The 19,930-nt window shown below is 63.3% G+C and carries 15 protein-coding genes; 6 read left to right on the top strand and 9 right to left on the bottom strand.

The genetic code is table 11. From position 1 onward, the window contains the following. Nucleotides 1-27: 27 nt before the first annotated feature. The 4 genes from mutL to PG879_RS13085 form a co-directional block, all read right to left on the bottom strand. On the bottom strand, nt 28-1,911 hold the full coding sequence (gene mutL / locus PG879_RS13100; protein ID WP_113978126.1) for a DNA mismatch repair endonuclease MutL: 1,884 nt from the start codon (nt 1,909-1,911) through the stop codon (nt 28-30). A 105-nt stretch (nt 1,912-2,016) separates the two neighbouring features. Then, entirely contained in the window at nt 2,017-3,567 is a 1,551-nt protein-coding gene (locus tag PG879_RS13095) for an N-acetylmuramoyl-L-alanine amidase (RefSeq protein WP_119197353.1), read from the bottom strand. Beyond that, nucleotides 3,558-4,031 (bottom strand): tRNA (adenosine(37)-N6)-threonylcarbamoyltransferase complex ATPase subunit type 1 TsaE, encoded by a 474-nt coding sequence (gene tsaE, locus PG879_RS13090; RefSeq protein ID WP_109111729.1) that lies wholly within the window; start codon nt 4,029-4,031, stop codon nt 3,558-3,560. The genes PG879_RS13095 and tsaE overlap by 10 nt, the downstream gene beginning before the upstream one ends. Nucleotides 4,032-4,048: 17 nt before the next feature. Continuing rightward, nucleotides 4,049-5,551 (bottom strand): NAD(P)H-hydrate dehydratase, encoded by a 1,503-nt coding sequence (locus tag PG879_RS13085; RefSeq protein ID WP_210600671.1) that lies wholly within the window; start codon nt 5,549-5,551, stop codon nt 4,049-4,051. Between the two features lie 99 nt (nt 5,552-5,650). Between PG879_RS13085 and queG the strand changes: the two genes are divergently transcribed. Together queG and ppgK are read left to right on the top strand one after the other, a co-directional pair. Next, nucleotides 5,651-6,805, top strand: a complete 1,155-nt coding sequence (gene queG / locus PG879_RS13080) for a tRNA epoxyqueuosine(34) reductase QueG (RefSeq protein WP_210600679.1) — start codon at nt 5,651-5,653, stop codon at nt 6,803-6,805. A gap of 83 nt (nt 6,806-6,888) precedes the next feature. Next, nucleotides 6,889-7,632: a polyphosphate--glucose phosphotransferase gene (gene ppgK, locus PG879_RS13075; RefSeq protein WP_042016688.1), complete on the top strand. Its 744-nt coding sequence runs from the start codon at nt 6,889-6,891 to the stop codon at nt 7,630-7,632. Between the two features lie 52 nt (nt 7,633-7,684). Here the strand turns inward: ppgK and PG879_RS13070 are convergent, their stop codons facing one another. Further along, nucleotides 7,685-8,140, bottom strand: coding sequence for a hypothetical protein (locus PG879_RS13070; RefSeq protein ID WP_039040959.1), 456 nt, complete (start codon nt 8,138-8,140; stop codon nt 7,685-7,687). Nucleotides 8,141-8,612: 472 nt separating this feature from the next. On the opposite strand from PG879_RS13070, the gene metN reads away from it, so the two are divergent. From metN to rfaH, 4 genes are all read left to right on the top strand, one after another. Next, nucleotides 8,613-9,656, top strand: coding sequence for a methionine ABC transporter ATP-binding protein MetN (gene metN / locus PG879_RS13065; protein ID WP_039040957.1), 1,044 nt, complete (start codon nt 8,613-8,615; stop codon nt 9,654-9,656). Further along, on the top strand, nt 9,637-10,290 hold the full coding sequence (locus PG879_RS13060; protein WP_029313844.1) for a methionine ABC transporter permease: 654 nt from the start codon (nt 9,637-9,639) through the stop codon (nt 10,288-10,290). The genes metN and PG879_RS13060 overlap by 20 nt, the downstream gene beginning before the upstream one ends. Before the next feature lie 26 nt (nt 10,291-10,316). Beyond that, nucleotides 10,317-11,117, top strand: coding sequence for a methionine ABC transporter substrate-binding lipoprotein MetQ (gene metQ, locus PG879_RS13055; protein WP_210600681.1), 801 nt, complete (start codon nt 10,317-10,319; stop codon nt 11,115-11,117). Nucleotides 11,118-11,214: 97 nt separating this feature from the next. Beyond that, nucleotides 11,215-11,715, top strand: a complete 501-nt coding sequence (rfaH, locus tag PG879_RS13050) for a transcription/translation regulatory transformer protein RfaH (RefSeq protein WP_010673182.1) — start codon at nt 11,215-11,217, stop codon at nt 11,713-11,715. 167 nt (nt 11,716-11,882) lie between these two features. On the opposite strand, the gene PG879_RS13045 is transcribed toward rfaH, so the two are convergent. The 4 genes from PG879_RS13045 to PG879_RS13030 form a co-directional block, all read right to left on the bottom strand. Beyond that, nucleotides 11,883-13,859 carry a methyl-accepting chemotaxis protein gene (locus tag PG879_RS13045; protein WP_128342008.1) on the bottom strand — a complete coding sequence of 659 codons (1,977 nt, stop codon included), beginning with the start codon at nt 13,857-13,859 and terminating at the stop codon, nt 11,883-11,885. A 37-nt stretch (nt 13,860-13,896) separates the two neighbouring features. Next, nucleotides 13,897-15,108 carry an EAL domain-containing response regulator gene (locus PG879_RS13040; protein WP_041214588.1) on the bottom strand — a complete coding sequence of 404 codons (1,212 nt, stop codon included), beginning with the start codon at nt 15,106-15,108 and terminating at the stop codon, nt 13,897-13,899. Continuing rightward, nucleotides 15,101-19,375 (bottom strand): transporter substrate-binding domain-containing protein, encoded by a 4,275-nt coding sequence (locus PG879_RS13035; protein WP_270830286.1) that lies wholly within the window; start codon nt 19,373-19,375, stop codon nt 15,101-15,103. Before PG879_RS13035 ends, PG879_RS13040 begins: the two co-directional genes overlap by 8 nt. A gap of 144 nt (nt 19,376-19,519) precedes the next feature. Next, nucleotides 19,520-19,723: a hypothetical protein gene (locus PG879_RS13030; protein WP_041211124.1), complete on the bottom strand. Its 204-nt coding sequence runs from the start codon at nt 19,721-19,723 to the stop codon at nt 19,520-19,522. Between the last annotated feature and the right edge of the window lie 207 nt (nt 19,724-19,930).

Here is a 19,930-nt window from a genome sequence, read left to right as displayed (position 1 = left end):
ATGGATGCAACAGACGACGAGACGCCGTCAGTTGCCATCGGCAAACTCGGCCAGCACGTTCGCCAGCGACAACGGGCGCACCATGCGAACGTCTGCCAGTTGGTCACTGAAATCGGCAACAAGTTCCGTCAACAACCGGGTGGCAGTGGCAAAATCGTATATTTTTTCGGCACTTATGCCTTGTTCCACCAACCACTGGCATAGTACCCCAGCCTGCGCGTCGGCATCACTGTCAGATCCGCTCTCGACCAGTTGCAACAATTCGGGTAAGAGGCGGGCCAGATCGGTCTGGCGCAGCAGGGCGGGCACCCGAGTCAGGATCATGGTGTCGCGCCCCCCGCTTTTCAACTCCAGCCCCATGCGTTTGAGCAGGCGTTCCCGCTCCTCCACCAGGGCTACCAGGTTTTTCGGCAACTTGAAGGAGACCGGCAGCAATAGAGGCTGGGCCGCCAGCCCCTGGCCCCAGGCATCCAGCAGCCAGTGGCGCAACAACAGACGCTCGGCGCGCACCAGGGAGAGCAGCGCCAGCTGCCCCTGACGCTCCATCAGCAGATAGGCCTGCTCGACCAGGCTCAGGGCGCGCCACTCCCCCGTTCGGGCTGGCGTCTCGACGGCACCGCTCTCGGCTCCGGGCCGGGATGCCGGCGTCGCCACCTCGGGCAGGGTGGTGAGCAAGGCGCCCATGCCTCGCATCGCGGCCCGGCTCGGGGGTTCGGGAGGCTGGTAGTGTCCTCCCCTGCCACCACCGCCTTCCCGCACGCCGTCGCCATCTCGTGCAGGGGCAGGAGCCCGATAGCCGTGTTCGGCACCGTACCACTCGGTGCGCGGCGCCTGACCCGGATAGGTGATCTCCGGGCTGCCCGGCAGCTCGACCTGGGTCTCGGCCAGGGGTTCATCGGTGGCGCTCCCTGCTCCGTCCTGGCGCAGGGCGGTAAACAGCGCCTGGAAGATAAAATCGTGGATGAGACGCGCCTGATGGAAACGCACTTCGTGCTTGGCCGGATGGACGTTGACGTCCACCTGGCGGGGATCCAGCTCGATATAAAGCACATAGGCCGCGAAGCGATCGGCGGGCAGCAGCTCGTCATAGGCCTGGCGGATGGCGTGATTGATGAGCTTGTCCCGCATCATGCGGCCATTGACATAAGTGTATTGCAGGTCGTTCTGCGGCCTGGCCCCTGCCGGAGTGGCCAGCCAGCCCCACAACCGCACGTCGCTGTGTTCGCTCGATACCGCCAGGGCATGGTGCATGAAGGGGGAGCCGCAGACGGCGGCAAGGCGGCGCTCCTGCTCCGCCACCGTGTTGGCCGCCTTGTACTGGCGCACCACTTTGCCGTTGTGACGCAGGATCAGGGTGGCGTCGAAGCGGGAGAGCGCGATGCGGCGCACCAGTTCGTCGATGTGGGCAAATTCGGTCTTTTCGCTGCGCATGAACTTGCGCCGCGCCGGGGTGTTGAAGAAGAGATCCACCACCTCCACCGTGGTGCCCACCGGGTGGGCCGCCGGCTTGACGGTGACGCTCATCTCACGCCCTTCCGCCTGGGCCTGCCAGGCCTCGCTCTGCTCTGCCGTACGGGAGGTGAAGGTGAGGCGGGAGACGGAGCTGATGGAGGCGAGCGCCTCCCCGCGAAAGCCCAGGCTGTTGATCCCTTCCAGATCGTCCAGGGTCGCCACCTTGGAGGTGGCGTGGCGCGACAGCGCCAGCACCAGCTCATCCCTGGCGACACCGCAGCCGTTGTCACGAATGCGGATAAGCTTGGCGCCTCCCTTGTCGATGTCGATCTCGACCCGGTCAGCCCCCGCATCCAGGCTGTTTTCCACCAGCTCCTTGACCACGGAGGAGGGCCGCTCCACCACCTCACCGGCAGCAATCTGGTTGGCCAGAATCGGCGGCAATATACGGATTGGCATCGCTTGCTCCTGCAGATGAAAAAGGGGAAGAGGTGGACCTGGCGCCATCAATGCTCACCGCCCCTCCCTGCCATCGGCAGAGAAGGGCGGCGTTCTTCACCCGCGCTATTTTCGCGGAATATAGAGCACCTGCCCTATCTGGATGTCCCGCGACTTAAGCTTGTTGATCTCCACCAGTCGCGCCTGACTCACCCCATGTTTCTCGGCGAGCCGGGAGAGACTCTGACCACGGGTGACCACGTGGCGGATCATGTTGGACTTGTCGTTGCTCTGCACGCTGGCTACCGGCGCACTCGGCTCCTGGGCTGCGACCTTGTAAGGTTTGATCACGCCGGCACCGGAGGCGCTGCCGACGCTGCTGACCGGGGCGCCGCCCTCACCGACGCGATAGGGCTCGCTCGCCGGCATCCGGTTGGTCACGACCTGCTGCGTTGGCTGGGCAGCCGGCTTGCTGACAGCGACCGGCTTGTTGGCAGGCGCCTGACGCGGCGGGGCAGCAACCTGGCCCTTGCCGGTGAGCATGGGCCCCTTGGTCGGATGACTGCGGTAATAGTTGCGGATCCCCTCGAAGATGGCCCGGGCCAGCTGATCCTGATAGCTGGCGGTGGCCAGCAGCTTCTCCTCGGCGTGGTTCGAGATAAAGCCCGTCTCCACCAGTACCGAGGGGATGTCCGGCGCCTTCAGCACCGCCAGACTCGCATGTTCCGGCGCCTTCTTGTGCAATCTGGCCACCCGCCCGAGCGAGCGCAGGATCTGGCGGCTGACGTCATAGCCTTCGGCCCTGGACTTGTCCATGGAGAGATCCAGGAAGGTCTGCGCCAGATAGGGGTTGGGATCAGACTCGGCCAATACCTTGCCAACGCCTCCCAGCAGTTCCCCCTGTTTCTCCTGCTTCTCGAGCCAGCTACCCATCTCGCGGTTGGCGCGGTTGGTCGACAGCACCCAGACGGAGGCGCCGCGAGGAGTCGAGTTGTGGAAGCTGTCGGCATGCACTGACACCAGCAGGTCTGCCTTGGCCTTGCGGGCAATCTCGGAGCGTTTGTTGAGATCGACGAAGTAGTCGCCACGGCGGGTCAGCACGGCGCGCATGCCGGGCTCCCGGTCGATGAGGGTCGCCAGCTTCTGGGAGACCGCCAGGGTCACCCGTTTCTCGTAGGTGCGGCGCGGGCCGATGGAGCCCGGGTCTTCCCCGCCGTGACCAGGATCGATGGCGATGACGATGGCCTTGCCGTGCCCCCCGACGGGAGCGGGCTGCGCCGCAGCGCTCCCCTTCTCTTCATAGGGAAGATCGATCACCAGACGGTGGCCATAGGGACCTGCCGGCGCCAGCGGGAAGACCACCGGCTTGATGGCAGAGCCGAGATCCAGCACCAGTCGCAGGCCGCCCTTCTCCAGCGGCGTGCTCTCGCGGATCTTGCGCACCAGCTCGCTCTTGTTCTCGATGCGGGCCAGGTTGGTGGCGTTGCTCGCCCCTTTCAGGTCGATGACCAGACGGTTCGGACCGGTCAGGGTGAAGTAGTTGAAATTGGGGGCGCTGCTCATGTCGAGCACCACCCGGGTGTTGTCCGGTGATGGCCACACCCGCACACTCTTGAGCTGATTGGCCCAGGTGGGCAATGCCATCAGGGAGAGAACAAAAACAAGGATCACGCGCACTGAGATGACAACCGTTCCAGAATGGCTTCGCCGATAGCAGTGCGGGCATCAATCTGCACCGCGCGCTGCTCGTTTGCATAACTCAGGGTGATCTCGAGATCCGGGGCTGGCAGCCAGCCCTCGCCCTTCTCTGGCCACTCCACCAGGCAGAGGGTATCGGCGGCGAAATAGTCGCGAATGCCCATGAACTCCAGCTCTTCCGGGTCGGCCAGTCGATAGAGATCGAAGTGATAGACCTGCCACTGGGCAAGCTCATAGGGCTCCACCAGGGTATAGGTCGGACTCTTGACCTTGCCCTCATGACCCAGTCCCTGCACCCAGCCTCGGGTCAGGGTGGTTTTGCCGGCCCCGAGGGCACCGTGCAGAAATACCGTGGTGGCCTGTTGGCACGCCTTTGCCAGACGGCCACCCAGCGCCACTGTTGCTGCCTCGTCCGGCAGTGTCATCATCAAGGTTTTTGCCATGTTCTTCTTGTTACTTGTTACTGTGTCGGATTGACCAGACGACGGATCCAGGGCAGCAGATCCGATGCCAGCATGCCCCTCTCACCCTCGGCAGCGGCCAGATCGGCGGCCTCTGCGTGGATCACGGCCCCGAGTCGGGTGGCCATGCCCGCAGACCAGCCCTGAGCCAGAAGGGCGGCGATTATACCAGACAAGAGGTCACCCATGCCGCCACTGGCCATGCCGGGGTTGCCCTCGTCGCACAGGGAAATGCGCCTGCCGTCGCAGATGAGCGACCCCGCCCCCTTGAGCAACACCACACCACCGTAGCGCTGTTGCAGTCGCGAGACGGCCGCAAACCTGTCCCCCTCGACCTCGGCGATGGAGCAACCCAGCAGGCGAGCCGCCTCCCCGGGGTGGGGCGTGAGCACCCAATTATCCTGATGACGGGGGGCCTGCGCCAGCCAATTCAATCCATCGGCGTCCAATACCAGTGGCACGGCGGCTCCGATGCCCTGTTCGAACCGGGCCCGGCCCCACCCATCCTGACCGAGCCCGGGGCCCAGTACCTGCACCGATGCCCACCCTTCATCCATGTCCGCTGGGCATCCCATCAGCTCGGGTTGAACCAGGCTGGCCGCCGGGCAATCCGGGTGCTGGCGCAGGCGTACCAATCCCGCCCCCGCCCGCAGGCAGGCCTGACCCGCCAGCAGAATGGCCCCCTGCATGCCGAGGTTCCCCCCCGTCAGCAGTACCTTGCCGCTGTGTCCCTTGTGAGCCGAGCGCCTGCGCGGGGTCAGCAACCCCTTGAGGCTGGGATAATCGATCCGCTCGGCAGCGGGAACCCGTTCCTCCCCCGGCGTCACTCCCAGGGGATCCCGGTCGAGGTGGCCGACTCCGTCCACCCCGTCGGCGGTGAGCATGCCCTGCTTGATGCCGATGAAAGTGAGGGTGCGGGTGGCACGCACCAGTGCGCCCATGGCGCGGCCGGTGTCGGCATTGAGACCGGAGGGGAGATCCACCGCCAGCACGGGCGCGTTCAAGCCATTGATTGTTGCGACGATCTTTGTCATTGACGAGGAGAGGGGAAGCTGGACGCCGGTACCGAGCAGTGCGTCTATGACCAGATCCGGCGGCGGCAGCGTGGCGGGAAGCAGATCCTCGGCCATGGTCACGCCCCCCCCCGATGCGAGCCACTCTTCGGCAGCCCGCCTGGCATCTCCCCTCAGCAGGCCGGGAGCCCGGGCGGCAATCACCAGAGGCTCGAGGCCGATGCGCCGGGCAAGGCGGGCCAGCACGTAGCCATCCCCACCGTTGTTGCCAGGGCCGACGAAGATCCACCACTGACGGCTGTCGGGCCAGTGGTGACAGGCATAGTTGCACAGCGCAGTCCCGGCCCGCTCCATCAGCACATAGAGGGGAAGCCCCTCCTGCTCGGCCCAGCGCCGTTCCATGCTGCGGATCTGCTCGGCCCGCCACAGGGGTTGTGCTAGACTCTCCCACTCATTTTTGCGGATAGCGTCCCCGAACACCTCTACCATGACGGCCCCCACGTTTCATCATCCCATGACCCGGCAACTGGCACGCCATATTGCCGCCCTGCGCCTGCCACACTCCTGCAGGCAGAGGGAGGATGCTGCATGACGGCTGCCGAACTTGCGCAACTGGCCCACGATATCAAGCTCTGGGCAAGGGAGCTAGGATTTGACCAGGTCGGCATCGCCGACACCGACCTCACCCTGGAAGAGCCAAGGTTGCAGGCCTGGCTGGATGCCGGTTATCACGGGACCATGGACTACATGGCGCGCCACGGCATGATGAGGGCCCGCCCCCACGAGCTGTTGCCGGGCACCTTGCGGGTCATCTCGGTGCGGATGAACTACCTCCCGTTCGAGGCGGGCTTTGCCGCCACCCTGCGCGATCCCACCCTCGGCTACATCAGCCGCTATGCCCTCGGCCGCGACTACCACAAGGTGCTGCGCAACCGGCTCAAACAGTTGGGGGAGCGCATCGAGCTGCGGTGCGACACCCTATTGCAGGCAGCGGGACAAACCCTGGGCGAGTGGCGCCCCTTTGTCGACTCGGCCCCTATTCTGGAAAGGCCGCTGGCGGCCAAGGCCGGCCTTGGCTGGGTGGGAAAGCACTCGCTGCTGATCAACGAGTCCGCCGGCTCCTTCTTCTTTCTGGGAGAATTGCTCATCGCCCTGCCGCTGCCCGTGGATACCCCGGTGGAGAAGGAGCTGTGTGGCAAGTGCGTGGCCTGCATCAATATCTGCCCCACCGGTGCCATCATCACCCCCTATGTGGTAGACGGACGGCGCTGCATCTCCTATCTCACCATCGAGAATGACGGCCCCATTCCCGAGGAGTTCAGGCCGCTCATGGGCAATCGCATCTATGGCTGTGACGACTGCCAGCTCATCTGCCCCTGGAACCGCTATGCGGATGCGAGCCCGGAGCCCGATTTCACTCCGCGCCCCAATCTGCACCGCCCGCCCCTCTTGACCTTGTGGGGCTGGAGCGAGGCCGAATTTCTCAAGCACACTGAAGGCAGCCCCATCCGCCGCATCGGCTATCAGCGCTGGCGCCGCAACCTGGCGGTAGCCCTTGGCAACGGACCGGCCAGCAGCGAGGTCCTGGCCGCCCTGCAACAGGCGCTGCCTGAGGCGGCGCCCATGGTGGCCGAGCATATCGAGTGGGCGCTGGCGACCCTGGCCAAGCGTCAGCAGGAAGAGAATAAAAAGACGCGATTGCTGATCCGCTGCATCGAAAAAGGTCTGCCGGATCACGCATAAGTGATCTGGCACTTGCCGGATCGCAGCCATTTTTTCATGCTCTGCCGACCATTGAACATCGGCACAATAAAAGGAAGATTCTGATGCAGATGCTGGGAGTAGATATTGGGGGGTCCGGGATCAAGGGCTGCCTGGTCGACACCGAAACCGGGGAGCTGATTGGCGAACGCCACCGCATCGCCACACCGCAACCGGCAACCCCGGCCGCCGTGGCACACACCCTCAAGGCGCTGGTCGAGCACTTCCAATGGAAGGGTCCCGTGGGGTGCGGTTTTCCCGCCACCATCCACAACGGCATCGCCAAGAATGCCTCCAACATCGACAAGAGCTGGATTGAGACCGATGCCGCCCACCTGTTTGCCGATGTGACCGGCCTGCCCTGCCATGTCCTGAACGACGCCGATGCGGCCGGTCTGGCGGAGATGCGCTTTGGCACCGGGCAGGATCGCCAGGGGGTCATCATTCTCATCACCGTCGGCACCGGCATCGGTACCGCCGTCTTCGTCAATGGCCAGTTGCTGCCCAATACCGAACTGGGTCACCTGATGCTGGAAGGCATGGTGGCCGAACACTATTGCTCCGATGCGGTGCGCAAGCGCGAGGATCTTTCCTGGGGCCGCTGGGGCAAACGTTTCAACAAATACCTGGCTCGCCTGGAGTTTCTGTTCTCCCCCGACCTCTTCATCCTGGGGGGCGGCAGCGCCGCCAAGCTCGACAAGTTCATCGACAAGATTGAGACCCGGGCTCCCCTGGTGGCGGCCGCGAACCTCAACCAGGCCGGCATCATAGGCGCCGCCCTCTATGGCGCGGCCCGGCAAGGGAGCTGACCGCCAGCAACATCAGAAGACCCGGCCCGTGCCGGGTCTCTCTCATTCGGGCTCAGAGATCGTCGAGGCGATGAGCACCGTGTACCAGACGGGTCAGGCGGGATTGGGCCATGGAGGCCAGGGCTTTCAGCAGCGCCGCCGTGTCGGGCGTGGGGCACTCCCGGGCCAGACGTTCCAGCTCGCCGATGAGCCTCTCCTCCTGGCGTGACACCAGGGCCACTATCTCCGCGGGCTGGGTTGTGGCGGGCAGCGCCAGACGATCCCCCTCGGCCAGCAGATCCTCGCCAAACCCCTGATCCAGCCAGGTCTCCTTCACCGCGCTTCCCATCTGCTCGCGATAATCGTGCAGATGAGCCGCCGCGGCATCCTCCCGCCCTTGCAGATAGGCCAGCAACATCCTGCTGCGCTCAGCATCCACCCGGGGGATCTGGCGCCCGTAAATGCGCCCTTGCCGATGATGAAGCTCCTCGAGATAGAGCATCAGGTCCTTGATCTGTTGGAATCGCATCTCGCCTCCCTCCTGGCATCCACCTGCAGCCAGTATAGGGAGCTGGCATGTCGACACGGCCACGAACTGGTCATTTATTGTTCTGCATCAAGGAGATGGAAAAGAAAGCAGAAAAAGAGACGGCAGGAGGAAGGGGAAACCGGCAGCGATGCTGCCCGGACGACCGGGCACCTTGTCCGAAGGGGAGGCATCAAATCGACGACATAAAAGGTATTTACCAGCATATATTCGGACTAGAGTCATCAAATCGGAATCTAATATTGATGCTGGTGGTTATACCTCCACACCATAGTCAAATGGCGGGAATCCTTATCCATTTTTTAGACGTCTAGACGTAAAAACATGCGTTGACACAGCCATCCGGACATCTTAGCATCATCCTCCATGATGACAGAGCTACCCAGTGAAACCTCTGCCCAATTTACCCGCCTGTAGCGCCCTGTGCTTTAAGGCTGTTAGCACGGAAGAATCCATGATTAAGTTGATCGGTCTCAACAAAGTCTACGGTAAAGGCAGTGATGCCGTGCACGCCCTGCGTGACGTGAGCCTGCATGTGCCCCAAGGCAAGATCTTCGGGGTGATCGGTGCCTCCGGTGCCGGCAAGAGTACCCTCATCCGCTGCGTCAACCTGCTGGAGCGCCCCACCGAGGGGCAGGTCATCGTCGATGGCCAGGACCTGGTCGCCCTCAGCGAGCGGGATCTGACTCAGGCTCGCCGCCAGATCGGCATGATCTTCCAGCACTTCAACCTGCTGGCCTCTCGCACCGTCTCCGCCAACATCGCCTTCCCGCTGGAGCTGGCGGGCTGGAGCAAGGACAAGATCCAGAGCCGGGTCAGCGAACTGCTGGCCCTGGTCGGGCTGGAAGCCCGTGCCCACGCCTATCCGTCCGAGCTCTCCGGCGGGCAGAAGCAGCGCGTCGCCATCGCCCGTGCCCTGGCACCGGCTCCCAAGGTCCTGCTGTGTGACGAGGCAACCTCGGCCCTCGACCCCCAGACCACCCGCTCGATCCTGACCCTGCTCAAGGAGATCAACGTCAAGCTGGGGCTCACCATCCTGCTCATCACCCACGAAATGGACGTGGTGAAGGGGATCTGCGACGAAGTGGCCATCATCAGCGACGGCCGTCTCATCGAGCAGGGGGAAGTGGCCTGGTTCTTCAGCAATGCCAAGACCCAGCTGGCCCGGGATTTCATCCACTCCACCATCCACCTGGAAGTGCCCCAGGAGTATCAGGATCGGATGAGTAGCGACCGGGTGCCCGGCAGCTATCCCCTGGTGAAGCTCGGCTTTACCGGGACCACGGTGGATTCGCCGCTGATTTCCGAGGCGAGCCGCCGTTTCAACATCGACATCAGCATCCTGAGCGCAGACATCGAATACGCCGGTGGCGTCAAGTTCGGCTTCCTGCTGGCGGAACTGTTCGGGGACGAGGCCCAGTGCGAGGCCACCCAACAGTTCCTCATCGACAACCACATTCAGCTGGAGGTAATGGGTTATGTCCGAAGCAATGATTAATCTGCTGATTTCGGCTCTGGGCGACACCCTCATCATGGTGTTTGCCTCCGCCCTGTTCGGCTGCCTGCTCGGCCTGCCGCTCGGCGTGGCGCTGCACGTGACCAAGGCGGGCCAGATCCTGGCCAATCCGCTGCTCAACAAGGTCCTGGGCGTCATCGTCAACGTCGGTCGATCGGTGCCCTTCATCATTCTGCTGGTCGCCATCATTCCGTTGACCCGCTTCATCGTCGGCACCAGCATCGGCACCATCGCCGCCATCGTGCCGCTGACCGTGGGCTGCATTCCCTTCATCGCCCGCCTGGTGGAAGGGGCCCTGATGGAGGTGCCTGACGGCCTGCTGGAAGCGGCCAAGGCCATGGGGGCCAAGCCCCTGCAAATCATCGCCAAGGTGCTGCTGCCCGAGGCCCTGCCGGGGATCCTCAACAGCGTCATCATCACCCTCGTCACCCTGGTGAACTACTCCGCCATGGCTGGTGCCATCGGAGGCGGTGGTCTCGGTGATGTGGGTATTCGCTACGGCTACCAGCGTTTCGATCCCACCGTCATGCTGGTCACCGTGGTCATTCTGGTGGTGCTGGTTCAACTCATCCAGAGCGCGGGTGAGCGCCTGGTCAAACAATGTGATCATCGTTAATCGTCGATTTCTGACAGGAGGTTTTTATGAAATTGGGCATCAAATCCGTTGCGGCTGCGCTGCTGGCAACCCTGGTACTGGTCGGTTGCGGCCAGAAGGAAGAGAACAAGACCCTGAAGGTGGGCGCCATCGCCGGTCCCGAGACCGAGCTGGTTGAGACCGCGGCCAAGGTGGCCAAGGAAAAATACGGCCTGACCGTCGAAGTGGTCACCTTCTCCGACTACGTCACCCCGAACGTGGCCCTGAACGACGGCAGCGTCGACGTCAACGCCTTCCAGCACAAGCCCTACCTGGATGCCCAGATCCGTGATCGCGGCTTCAAGCTGGTGCCGGTCGGCAACACCTTCGTCTACCCGATCGCCGGTTACTCCAAGAAGGTCAAGGCCCTGTCCGAGCTGAAAGACGGTGCCCAGATCGCGGTGCCGAACGATCCGACCAACCTGGGTCGTTCCCTGATCCTGCTGGAGAAGCAGGGCCTGCTGAAGCTGAAAGAGGGTGCCGGTCTGGAAGCAACCGTACTGGACATCGCCAGCAACCCGCGCAACTTCAAGATCGTCGAGCTGGAAGCCGCACAACTGCCGCGCTCCCTGGAAGACGTGGATCTGGCCATCATCAACAACACCTTCGCCGGTCAGATTGGTCTGACCCCGACCGAGAACGGCCTGTTTGTCGAAGACAAGGAGTCCCCCTACGTCAACCTGATCGTTGCTCGCGAGAACAACAAGGACGACGAGAAGGTCAAGGAGTTCGTCCAGTCCTTCCAGACCGACGAGGTCTTCAAGAAGGGAACCGAACTGTTCAAGGGCGGTCTGGTGAAAGGTTGGTAATCACTCACTCTGGAAAAAAGGCCACGTCAAGCGTGGCCTTTTTTTTTACCCCCGTTATGATAGCCGCAAGCACGGCAACACGAAAAACAGAACAACAATGAAGAAATGGTATCTGGCCTACTGCAAACCCAAGGAAGAGGCCCGCGCCCGCGCCCATCTGGCAGCCCAGGGCGTTGAATCCTATTACCCCATGGTCGAGATTGAAAAACTGCGGCGAGGCAAGCGCGTGCCCCAGCGCGAGCCCATGTTCCCCAACTATCTCTTCATCTACGTGGATCTGGAAGAGGTCACCCCGGTCACCCTGAAATCGACCCGGGGCATCAGTCGCATCATCCACTTCGGCAAGGAGTGGACCCCCGTCAGCAGCCAGCTGATCTACCGGCTCATGAGCCGGGACGACAGCGACGAGGCGCGCGCCAGCTATGCCCGTCTGCCGACCCAGGGAGACAAGGTACTTATCGAATCCGGCCCCCTCGCCGGGTTTGAAGCCATCTATCTGGAGCCGGATGGCGAAAAGCGGGCCATCCTGCTGGTCAACCTGCTCAACCAGGAGACCTGCAGCAGCTTCGAAAACCAGGCCTTCCGCCGCCTGGAGTGACCCGTCCTGTCGGCAGAAAGAGCCACAGGGCAGTACACAAGACACCATCCCCCTGATTCCGAACGGTCAGGACCGCACCTGCGACGTGCATCCTTCCACCACCAGGTTATCGGGCCGAAAAAAACGGGGCAGACCCAGAGGTCTGCCCCATTTTTCTCTCCCTTGCGTCAGGCATCCAGTTCGAAGCGGCTGATGGCCGATGTCAGTCTCCCGGTCTCCCGGGTCAGGCGGGCGGCGATCTGCTCCCCCTGCTGGCCATGCTCGCTGGACTGATGGCTGAGCCCGGCAATCTCCTCCACCGTGCCCGCCACCTCCTGCGCCGCCCTTGACTGCTGCTCGGTGGCGGTGGCGATGGCGGCAAGCTGGCCGCTGAGATCCTGCACCAGCGTCGCCATCGACTCCAGGGTCTCGGTCACCGAGGCCACGGCGCCGCGCCCCTGCTCCACCAGCAGGGTGCCGCTGCCCACGGTATCCGCGGTCTCCCGGGTCTGCTGCTGGATGCTGGCAATGGTCTGGTTGATCTCCATGGTCGATGCGCTGGTGCGGCTGGCCAACTGCCTCACTTCATCGGCCACCACGGCAAATCCCCGTCCCTGCTCACCGGCCCGCGCCGCCTCGATGGCCGCATTGAGTGCCAGCAGATTGGTCTGCTCGGCGATAGTGGCGATCACTTCGGTGACCCTCCCCACCTGCTCGCTCTGGCTGCTGAGCTGCGTCATCGCCTGGTTTGCCTGGGCAATCATGGCACCAATCTGCGCCATGGTGGTCCCCATGCGGGCGAGGGCTTGCTCTCCCTCCCTTGCCTGTTGCTCGGTCTGGCGAGCCGCTCCCGCCGCGTCCGCAATGTTGCCCGCCACATCCCGGGTACTGACCGACATCTGCTCGATGGCGGCTGCCACCGCATCGAGCCGCTGATTCTGGCTCGCCAGATCATCCACGATGGCATTGGTGGTCTGGCCCACTTCGCGGCCAGCCCCTTCCACCTGACCGACCGCCCCCTGGATCTCCCCCACCAGCTCGCGCAGCTGTGCCGACATTCGGTTGATGGAGCCCGTGAGCCCTCCCAGCTCATCCTGACGAAGCACGGGCAAGGGGGTGACGGGGAGGCGGCCATCGGCCACCAGGCCCGCCCGTTTCACCAGGCTGGCGATGTCCCGGGTCAGGCGCCGGCTGAACAGCAGGGCCACCAGGGTACCCAGCAGGATGACGCTGGTGGTGGCCAGCAGCAGGGTGCGATGAATGGTCTGACTGGCGGCCGCCATCTCCCCCGCCATCTTGTCCACCTCGGCACGGGTATGGGTCACCTGGGTCGCCAGCTGATCCGCCAGCCGGGTCAGGGCGGGCTCTATCTCGGTGGCCATCAGGTGGTTGGCCCTGTCCCAGTCCGGGGCCTGGCGCTTCTCGATCACCTGACCGACCAGCTCTGCAAAGGGGGCTGACATCTCTTCAAAGAGCGTCCAGAGCCCCTTTTGTGCCTCGGTGAAGTTGGCCTCTTGCTGTTTCAGCTCGGCCACCCGCTGCTGGTGAAACTGGTAGTAGTCCCGGTACTTGTCCAGGTACTCCTTCTCCCCCGAGATGAGGAAATCCCGCAGGGCGGAGAGCGCATTGCCCAGGCTGTTGTAGGCATCCCCCACCTGCTTGAGCAGCAGGCGCCTGTCACCGGGCAACGTCGCCTGGGGCGTCGCCACCTCTTCATTGGCAAAAGACTGCAACTGATCGAGGGCCGATTCCGCCAGGGGGCCGGCCTCGAGCAGCATCAGGGTGTGGGCGGGCAGGTTCTCTTCGGTGTGAGCCAGGGCCCACACCTGTGACTGTGCCCCCTTGAAACCCTTGAGTGCCCGGGTCAGGTCGGGGGTGAAACGCTGGCGCTCGATGGCGTGCCAGGCTTCTTCCCACTCCTGTTTGATGCGATCACCCTGTGCCGGATCCTTGCCGAGGATGAGATAGGCCCGCAGGGATGAAACGGTGGCAATCAGGGCTTTCTGGCTCGCCTCGTCCCGCTGCAGGGCGGGCAGGGCCTGGGCCAGCAAGGCATCTTGCGAGCCTTCGATCCGGCCGAGCTGATGATAGACAAGGGCGGAGGAGAGAATGATGAGCAGGTTGATAAAACAGAAGCTCAACAACAACTTGCTTGATATTTTCATGGCCATCCTTGGAATTCGTCGGGCATCCTGCCCGGGATTAGCGTCTGATGAGCGCGGGCAAACGAGCCTGCCAACCCTGATGCCACCCCATCAGCTCCTCGCGGGGCATGGGGCGGGCGGAGAAGAAGCCCTGGCATTGATCGCACCCCAGCTTCGCCAGCAATTGCCAGGTCGCCTCATCTTCGACCCCCTCGGCCACCGATTTCAAGCCCAACTTGCGAGCCAGCTCGATGCTGGACTCGATGATGGCTAGGCGAGAGGGATCTTCATAGCAGCGATCCACGAAGGATCTGTCCAGTTTCAACTCGGTAAAGGGGAGCAGGGCGAGCTGCTGCATGGAGGAGTAGCCGGTCCCGAAATCATCGATGGAGAGACCAAAACCGTGCATCCGCAAGCGGGTCAGCACCTCCAGCGACTTGCCAAGATCCTTGACGAAGGCGCTCTCGGTCACTTCGAGGGTGATGAGCTCGGGGTTGATGCTCCAGCGCTGGCAGTGGCTGAGCAGGGTGTTGCACAGATCCCCCTCGATGAGGGAGGTGGTGGAGAGGTTCATCGACAGGTTCAGGGAGAGCCCGGTCTTCTCCCACAGGTGGCCGTCCCGCAGCGCCTTGCCGATGATCACCTCGGTGAGCGGGTCGATGAGCCCGTTGTGCTCCGCCAGCGGGATGAAACGGGCTGGCGAGATGAGGCCATATTCGGGGTGCTGCCAGCGGGCAAGCGCCTCCATGCCGAGCCACTCCCCGTTGTGAAAACCCACCTTGGGTTGATACCAGGGCAGCAACTGGTCCTGATCCAGCGCCCGGCGCAGCTCATCCAGGGTCAGGTGATAACCATCCTCTTCCTGGCTGCGTACCTGCTGGGGCCGCCAGGCACCGATGAGCTGCGCGATCTGCTGGGGAGACGCGGGTTTCTCGATGCGCCCCAGCACCTGCAGGCCATAGGCCCGGCTCATGCGCAGCACGGCATCGACCACGTCATCCTCCAGGGCGCTGCACAGCACGATGCCGCCGCGAAACCCGCCAAGGGAGAGGCGGCGCAGCAGCGCCATGCCATCCATGCCCGGCATGCGCAGATCGCAGAACAGGATGTCGACCCTGTGGTGCTGGCACTGTGCCAGCGCCTCCTCCCCGTCCTGCGCCTCCAGCAGGTTGCCGTAGCCCAGTCCGCGGATCTGGTGCATCAGGGCCTTGCGCTGGAAGTTGTGATCCTCCACCACCATGATCGCCAACTCATGCCGTGCGCTATTCATCGAGCCATAACCCCGTTTCACCTCTGATAGAGTCCATCAATGCCTGTACCGCCCTGGCCAGGTCATCGAGCTTGTCCAGTTGTTTCAATCTGGCCGCCGCCTCCAGCCGGGCCGCCTCCTCTGCCAATGCCTGCTGTCCTACCATGCGCGCGGCCCCCTTGATGCGATGTGCCGTCTCCACCAGCGCCTGGGTATCCTGGCTGGCCAGCGCCAGCCTCATGTCCTCGCCATCCTGCTCGTTGGCTTCCAGGTATTCGCTGGCCATGCTGCGAGCCACCGCCTCATCCCCGAACAGGGTCAACCAGCTTATGCCTGGCAGCTGAACCCTGGCTTGCCGGGGCGCCTCCGAGGCGAGCTGTTCTTCCTGAGTCGGCAACCAGCGTCCCAGGGTCTGGCTCAGGGCATCCAGGCTGTAGGGCTTGAACAGCATGTCGTTCATGCCGGCATCACGCATCTGCTGGCTCGCCTCCTCAGAGGTATCGGCCGTCACCCCGATAATGGGAGCACTGTCCCCGGCATCCCGCAAGGCTCGCGTGAGGGCATAGCCATCCATCACCGGCATGTGGCAGTCGGTCAGCAGCAGGGCGAAGTCCTGCCCCTGCCAGGCGCGCAGCGCCTCCTCGCCATCTTCCACCACCTCGGATTCGAGCCCCAGGATCGCGAGCTGCCTCGTCAGCAATGCCCGGTTGACGGGGTGATCATCCGCCACCAGCACCCGCCCCCTGAGCTTCTCCCCCTCCATCCCCATCGACTGGCTCGCCTGCTGGTTGAACAGTGACTGGCAGGTTTCCAGCAACAGATCGGGGTAGAGAGGCGATTGTCCCAGTCGCCACCAGGCGTCGCCCCCCATGCGTCCCCGCAGGGCCTCATGGGGAGAGAGTACTATGCCCTTGAGGTTCGAACGCTGCAAACAGGCCAGCCAGTCACTGCCAAGGGCCTGCTCCAGGTGATTCTCCTGCGCCAGCAGATGCCCCTCGAGGGGCTGCTGCCAATGGTGTGCCTCCATGCGAACCAGTCTGGCGCCCAGCCTGGCCATCACCGATTCCAGCCCCTCATCCTCCCCAAACCACCACCATACCTGACCGGTCAGGGGCGGCGCTTCCCACTGGCACTCGGCCAGGGGCAGCGTGAAGGTCACGCAGGTGCCCATTCCGGGGGTACTTTCCAGGGTCAGGCTCCCCCCCATTTTCTGGGTGAGTTGATGACAGATGGCAAGCCCAAGCCCGGTGCCGCCAAACCGGCGATTGGTGTCGGACTCCACCTGCTTGAACGGGATGAAGAGAGTGCGCTGCTGCTCCAGGGCGATGCCTATCCCGGTATCCCGGACCCGGAAGGCCAGCCGGTCGTCTTCATAATCCACCTGGATGGCGATCGCCCCCGCCTCGGTGAACTTCACCGCGTTGTTCAACAGATTGGAGATCACCTGCCCCACCCTTATCCCGTCGATGCAGGCCAGTTCCGGCACCGTCTTCCCCCACCGCAGCGTCACGTTGAGCCCCTTGCCATAGGCCAGGGCCGCATGTCCCCGGATGACATCGCAAATCACCGAGGTCAGGCGGCAGTGATGGGGGTGCAGTTGCAACTGCCCGGCTTCCATCTTGGAGAAGTCCAGGATGTCGTTCACCAGATAGAGCAGGTGGTTGGTGGAGGTCGAGATATTGCGCAACATGTAGCGCTGATCGTCATCCAGCGGGCTCATTTGCAGCAGCTCCAGCATACCGTGCATGCCGGAGATGGGAGTGCGAAGCTCATGACTCATGGTGGCGAGGAAGCGGCTGCGCGCCTGGGTCGCCTCCTCCGCCACCCGCCTGGCCTGGCGCAGCTCCAGCTCCTGGCGCTTGAGCTTGGTGATGTCCTGCACCACGCCGTTCAATATGACCCCTTCAAGCCCCTCCTGGTGAACGAAATGACCACGGATCTGCAAATAGCCCGCCTCCCCCTGGCGCCGGATCTCCACCTCGAGATCCAGCGGCTGCATGCTCAGGGCATGACGATCCACCGTGGCCACGAAGTCCTGGTGCGCCTTGCCTGTCAGCCCCAGGATGGAGGCACCGGTGACCGCCATGCCGACCAGGTCCTCTTCGACCCCCACCATCTCCCTGACCCCTTGCGAGGTGTAGAGGAAGTGCCCCTTGCCCGGCCCAAGCCAGTGATACTGATAGACCAGACCCGGCATGCTGTCAGTGATCTGGGTCAGCCGGGTCTGCGCCTCCTGGGCCGCAAACCGCGCCTGCTCCAGCTCGGTCACGTCGGTCAGCACGGTCAGGATCCCGAGCCGCTTGTCATCGGGCCCCGCAAAGAGCCGCTTGGTGTAGATCATCTGGTGCAGGCGATCGTCATCAAACCGGATCTCGCCCCGTCCATGAAGCTCCTCTCCGCTCTCCCAGACGCTGGCATCCTCCTCCATCACCCTGGCACGGATCGACTCGGGCAATCGATCCTGGAGCAACCGCTCATAGGAGCCCGTCAGGTTCTCCCCGCCGAGGAACATCTGCCGATACGCCCGGTTCGTCATTGCCACTTCATAGCGCTCGTTGGTCAGCACCACCTGGTTGGGCAGGGCATCCAGCATCATCTGGACAAACACCAGCTGCTCCTCGAGCCGCCGCTCGGCCTCCCGCCGCTGGCTGATCTGGCGGCGCAACGTCCGGTTCCAGCCCATGAACAGCAAGAGGCAGAGCAGGAAAATGCCGCCGCCGAGGGAGGACCAGAGCAGCACCGTCTTCGGATCCAGTCCCGTCTGTATGGTCAGGGAGAGCCACTTTTTCTCCAGGGCGGAGAGCTCGTCGGGGGGAATGGCGATCAGCACCTTGGTGAGGATCTGCTGCAGCATGGGGTCCTGCAACTGGGTCGCCATGGCGATGGGTACCCGCAGGTCGCTGCCGGAGAAGACCACCTGATAGCGGTCGCTGAATCCCTTTTGCAGCGACTGCTCCAGGGTGGTGGTGCTCATCAGCACATAGTCGACCTTCTGCTGGTCCAGCAGGGGCAGCAATTCGGCATCGCTGGCCACCGGCACGGCGATGGCCCCCACCTCGTTCAGCAAGACCTGCTCCACCGAGCCCCCCACCATGCCCACCCTGTGCCCTTTCAGTGCCCTGGCGGCGGTGAGCTCGGCCATCCCCTGCCTCGCCACGACCACCCGGTTGATCGACGCGTAGTTGGGGGTAAAGCGGGCAAACTGCTGACGCTCCGCGGTAGGAGTCATGGCCGGGATGAGATCCAGCTTGCGATCCTGGAAGAGCGCCATGCTCTGGGCCCAGCTCCGGGTCGGCACCAGGGTGAACTGGAGCCCGGCACGCTGGCTCATCAGTGTCAGCATATCGGCAATAAGCCCCTTGAGCCGCCCCCTGTCGTCCACCTCGCTCATCCCGGGCCAATCCGGGGCAACCCCGTAGCGGATGACCGGATGTGCTTGCAACCACGCCTGCTCCTGCGGATTGAAGACGATCTCCCTGCTCCTTTTCACCAGGGCATAGTCGAGGATATCCCCCGCCTCCAGAATGGCGCGACGCTCGAGGGGAGAGATATCCTCGAGGGCCCGCTCCAGCAATCCCTGCAAGACATCATTCCTGGGCGCCACGGCCATGGCGAGGGAGGTATCCCTCATCCAGTCGATCCTGGCCAGCGCCATGCCCGCCATGGCTTGCAGCCTGTTCAGCATGGGCAGCTCGGCCAGGTAGGCATCAGCCTTGCCCTCCTTGAGCATGAAGATCGCCTCGTCCCGGCTGTCGGCCGTGATCAGGTTCGATATCCCCAGGCGCAGCAGCTCATCGCAGGCGCTGACACCGAAGACGCAGACCCAGCGCACCCCATAGGCCTCCTCCAGGGAGAGGCTCTCCCGCCCCCCCGTCAGCAGCACGGCGCGGGGCAGTGCCATCAGCTCGGAGGTAAATTGCATCTGCAGGGTGCGGGTCGGGCTCGGTGCCACCCCGATCAACATGTCGACCTTGCCATCCAGCAAGGCCTGCTGGACCGCCGCATTGTTGACGTAGGCACGGTAGCGAAGGCTCACCCCCAGCCTGGCTGCAATCTGGGAGGCGAACTCATCCGGGGGGCCGGTGAAGTTGCCGTGCCCATCGGTATAGACATAGGGTGGCCAGGCCGCCGAAGGCATGCCGACGACCAGTTCATCATGGGTGGCAAGCCAGTGCAGTTCGTCCAGGGTGAAGTTGCTCTGGTCCAGTTGCGCCGGCGCAGCCGCAACCATCAGGCTCCAGAAAGCCAGACCACATAGCAGGATGAGACGACAGCAGCGGCGGAACATTATCAACTCCCATACGAAACGGAGGGGGATCATAGAGTGTTTGGCGCAATGTGCGACAACTAAATTGAGACAATGCTCATCAGGAAAGAAAAATGGCAGGCCCAGGCCTGCCATCCACCAGGTCGGGGGCCATGCCCCCTCCCATCAGGTTATTCGGTTCCCGAGCCGGAAACCGGTTTGAAACTCCCGCTCACGGATGTGGGCGATCTGCACTTCCTTGCCTTCCAGCCCGATGTCTTTGAGCAGGGCAGGTGAAAGATGCAGGTAGCTGACGCGACGCTCCAGCCGGGTGATCCTTTTTTGAACCAGGGTCTCTACGTGGCGCAGCAGGGCGAGTTCGATAGACATAATATTCTCCAGTTGAACGTGCGGTTCCCCCGGAGAGAGGTGATCACCCTGCGGGACAACCGCGGGTGATGAAAAAAGCAGGTGTTACCTGTCCCCTCCACGCGGCAAATAAAGAGCACGAGTCTTCGCGCTGCCAGAGCAGCGAACGAACGCAACGTTGAACATGGAATGTTGCATGGTCGTCTCCTTACCGTGTGAAAGTTGAAC

This window comes from Aeromonas sp. QDB63 (genome assembly GCF_027707425.1).
In the GTDB taxonomy this organism is placed as follows: Bacteria; Pseudomonadota; Gammaproteobacteria; order Enterobacterales; family Aeromonadaceae; genus Aeromonas; species Aeromonas caviae.
Note: the sequence above shows the minus strand (reverse complement) of the source record. Positions and strands in the feature narration are given on the sequence as shown.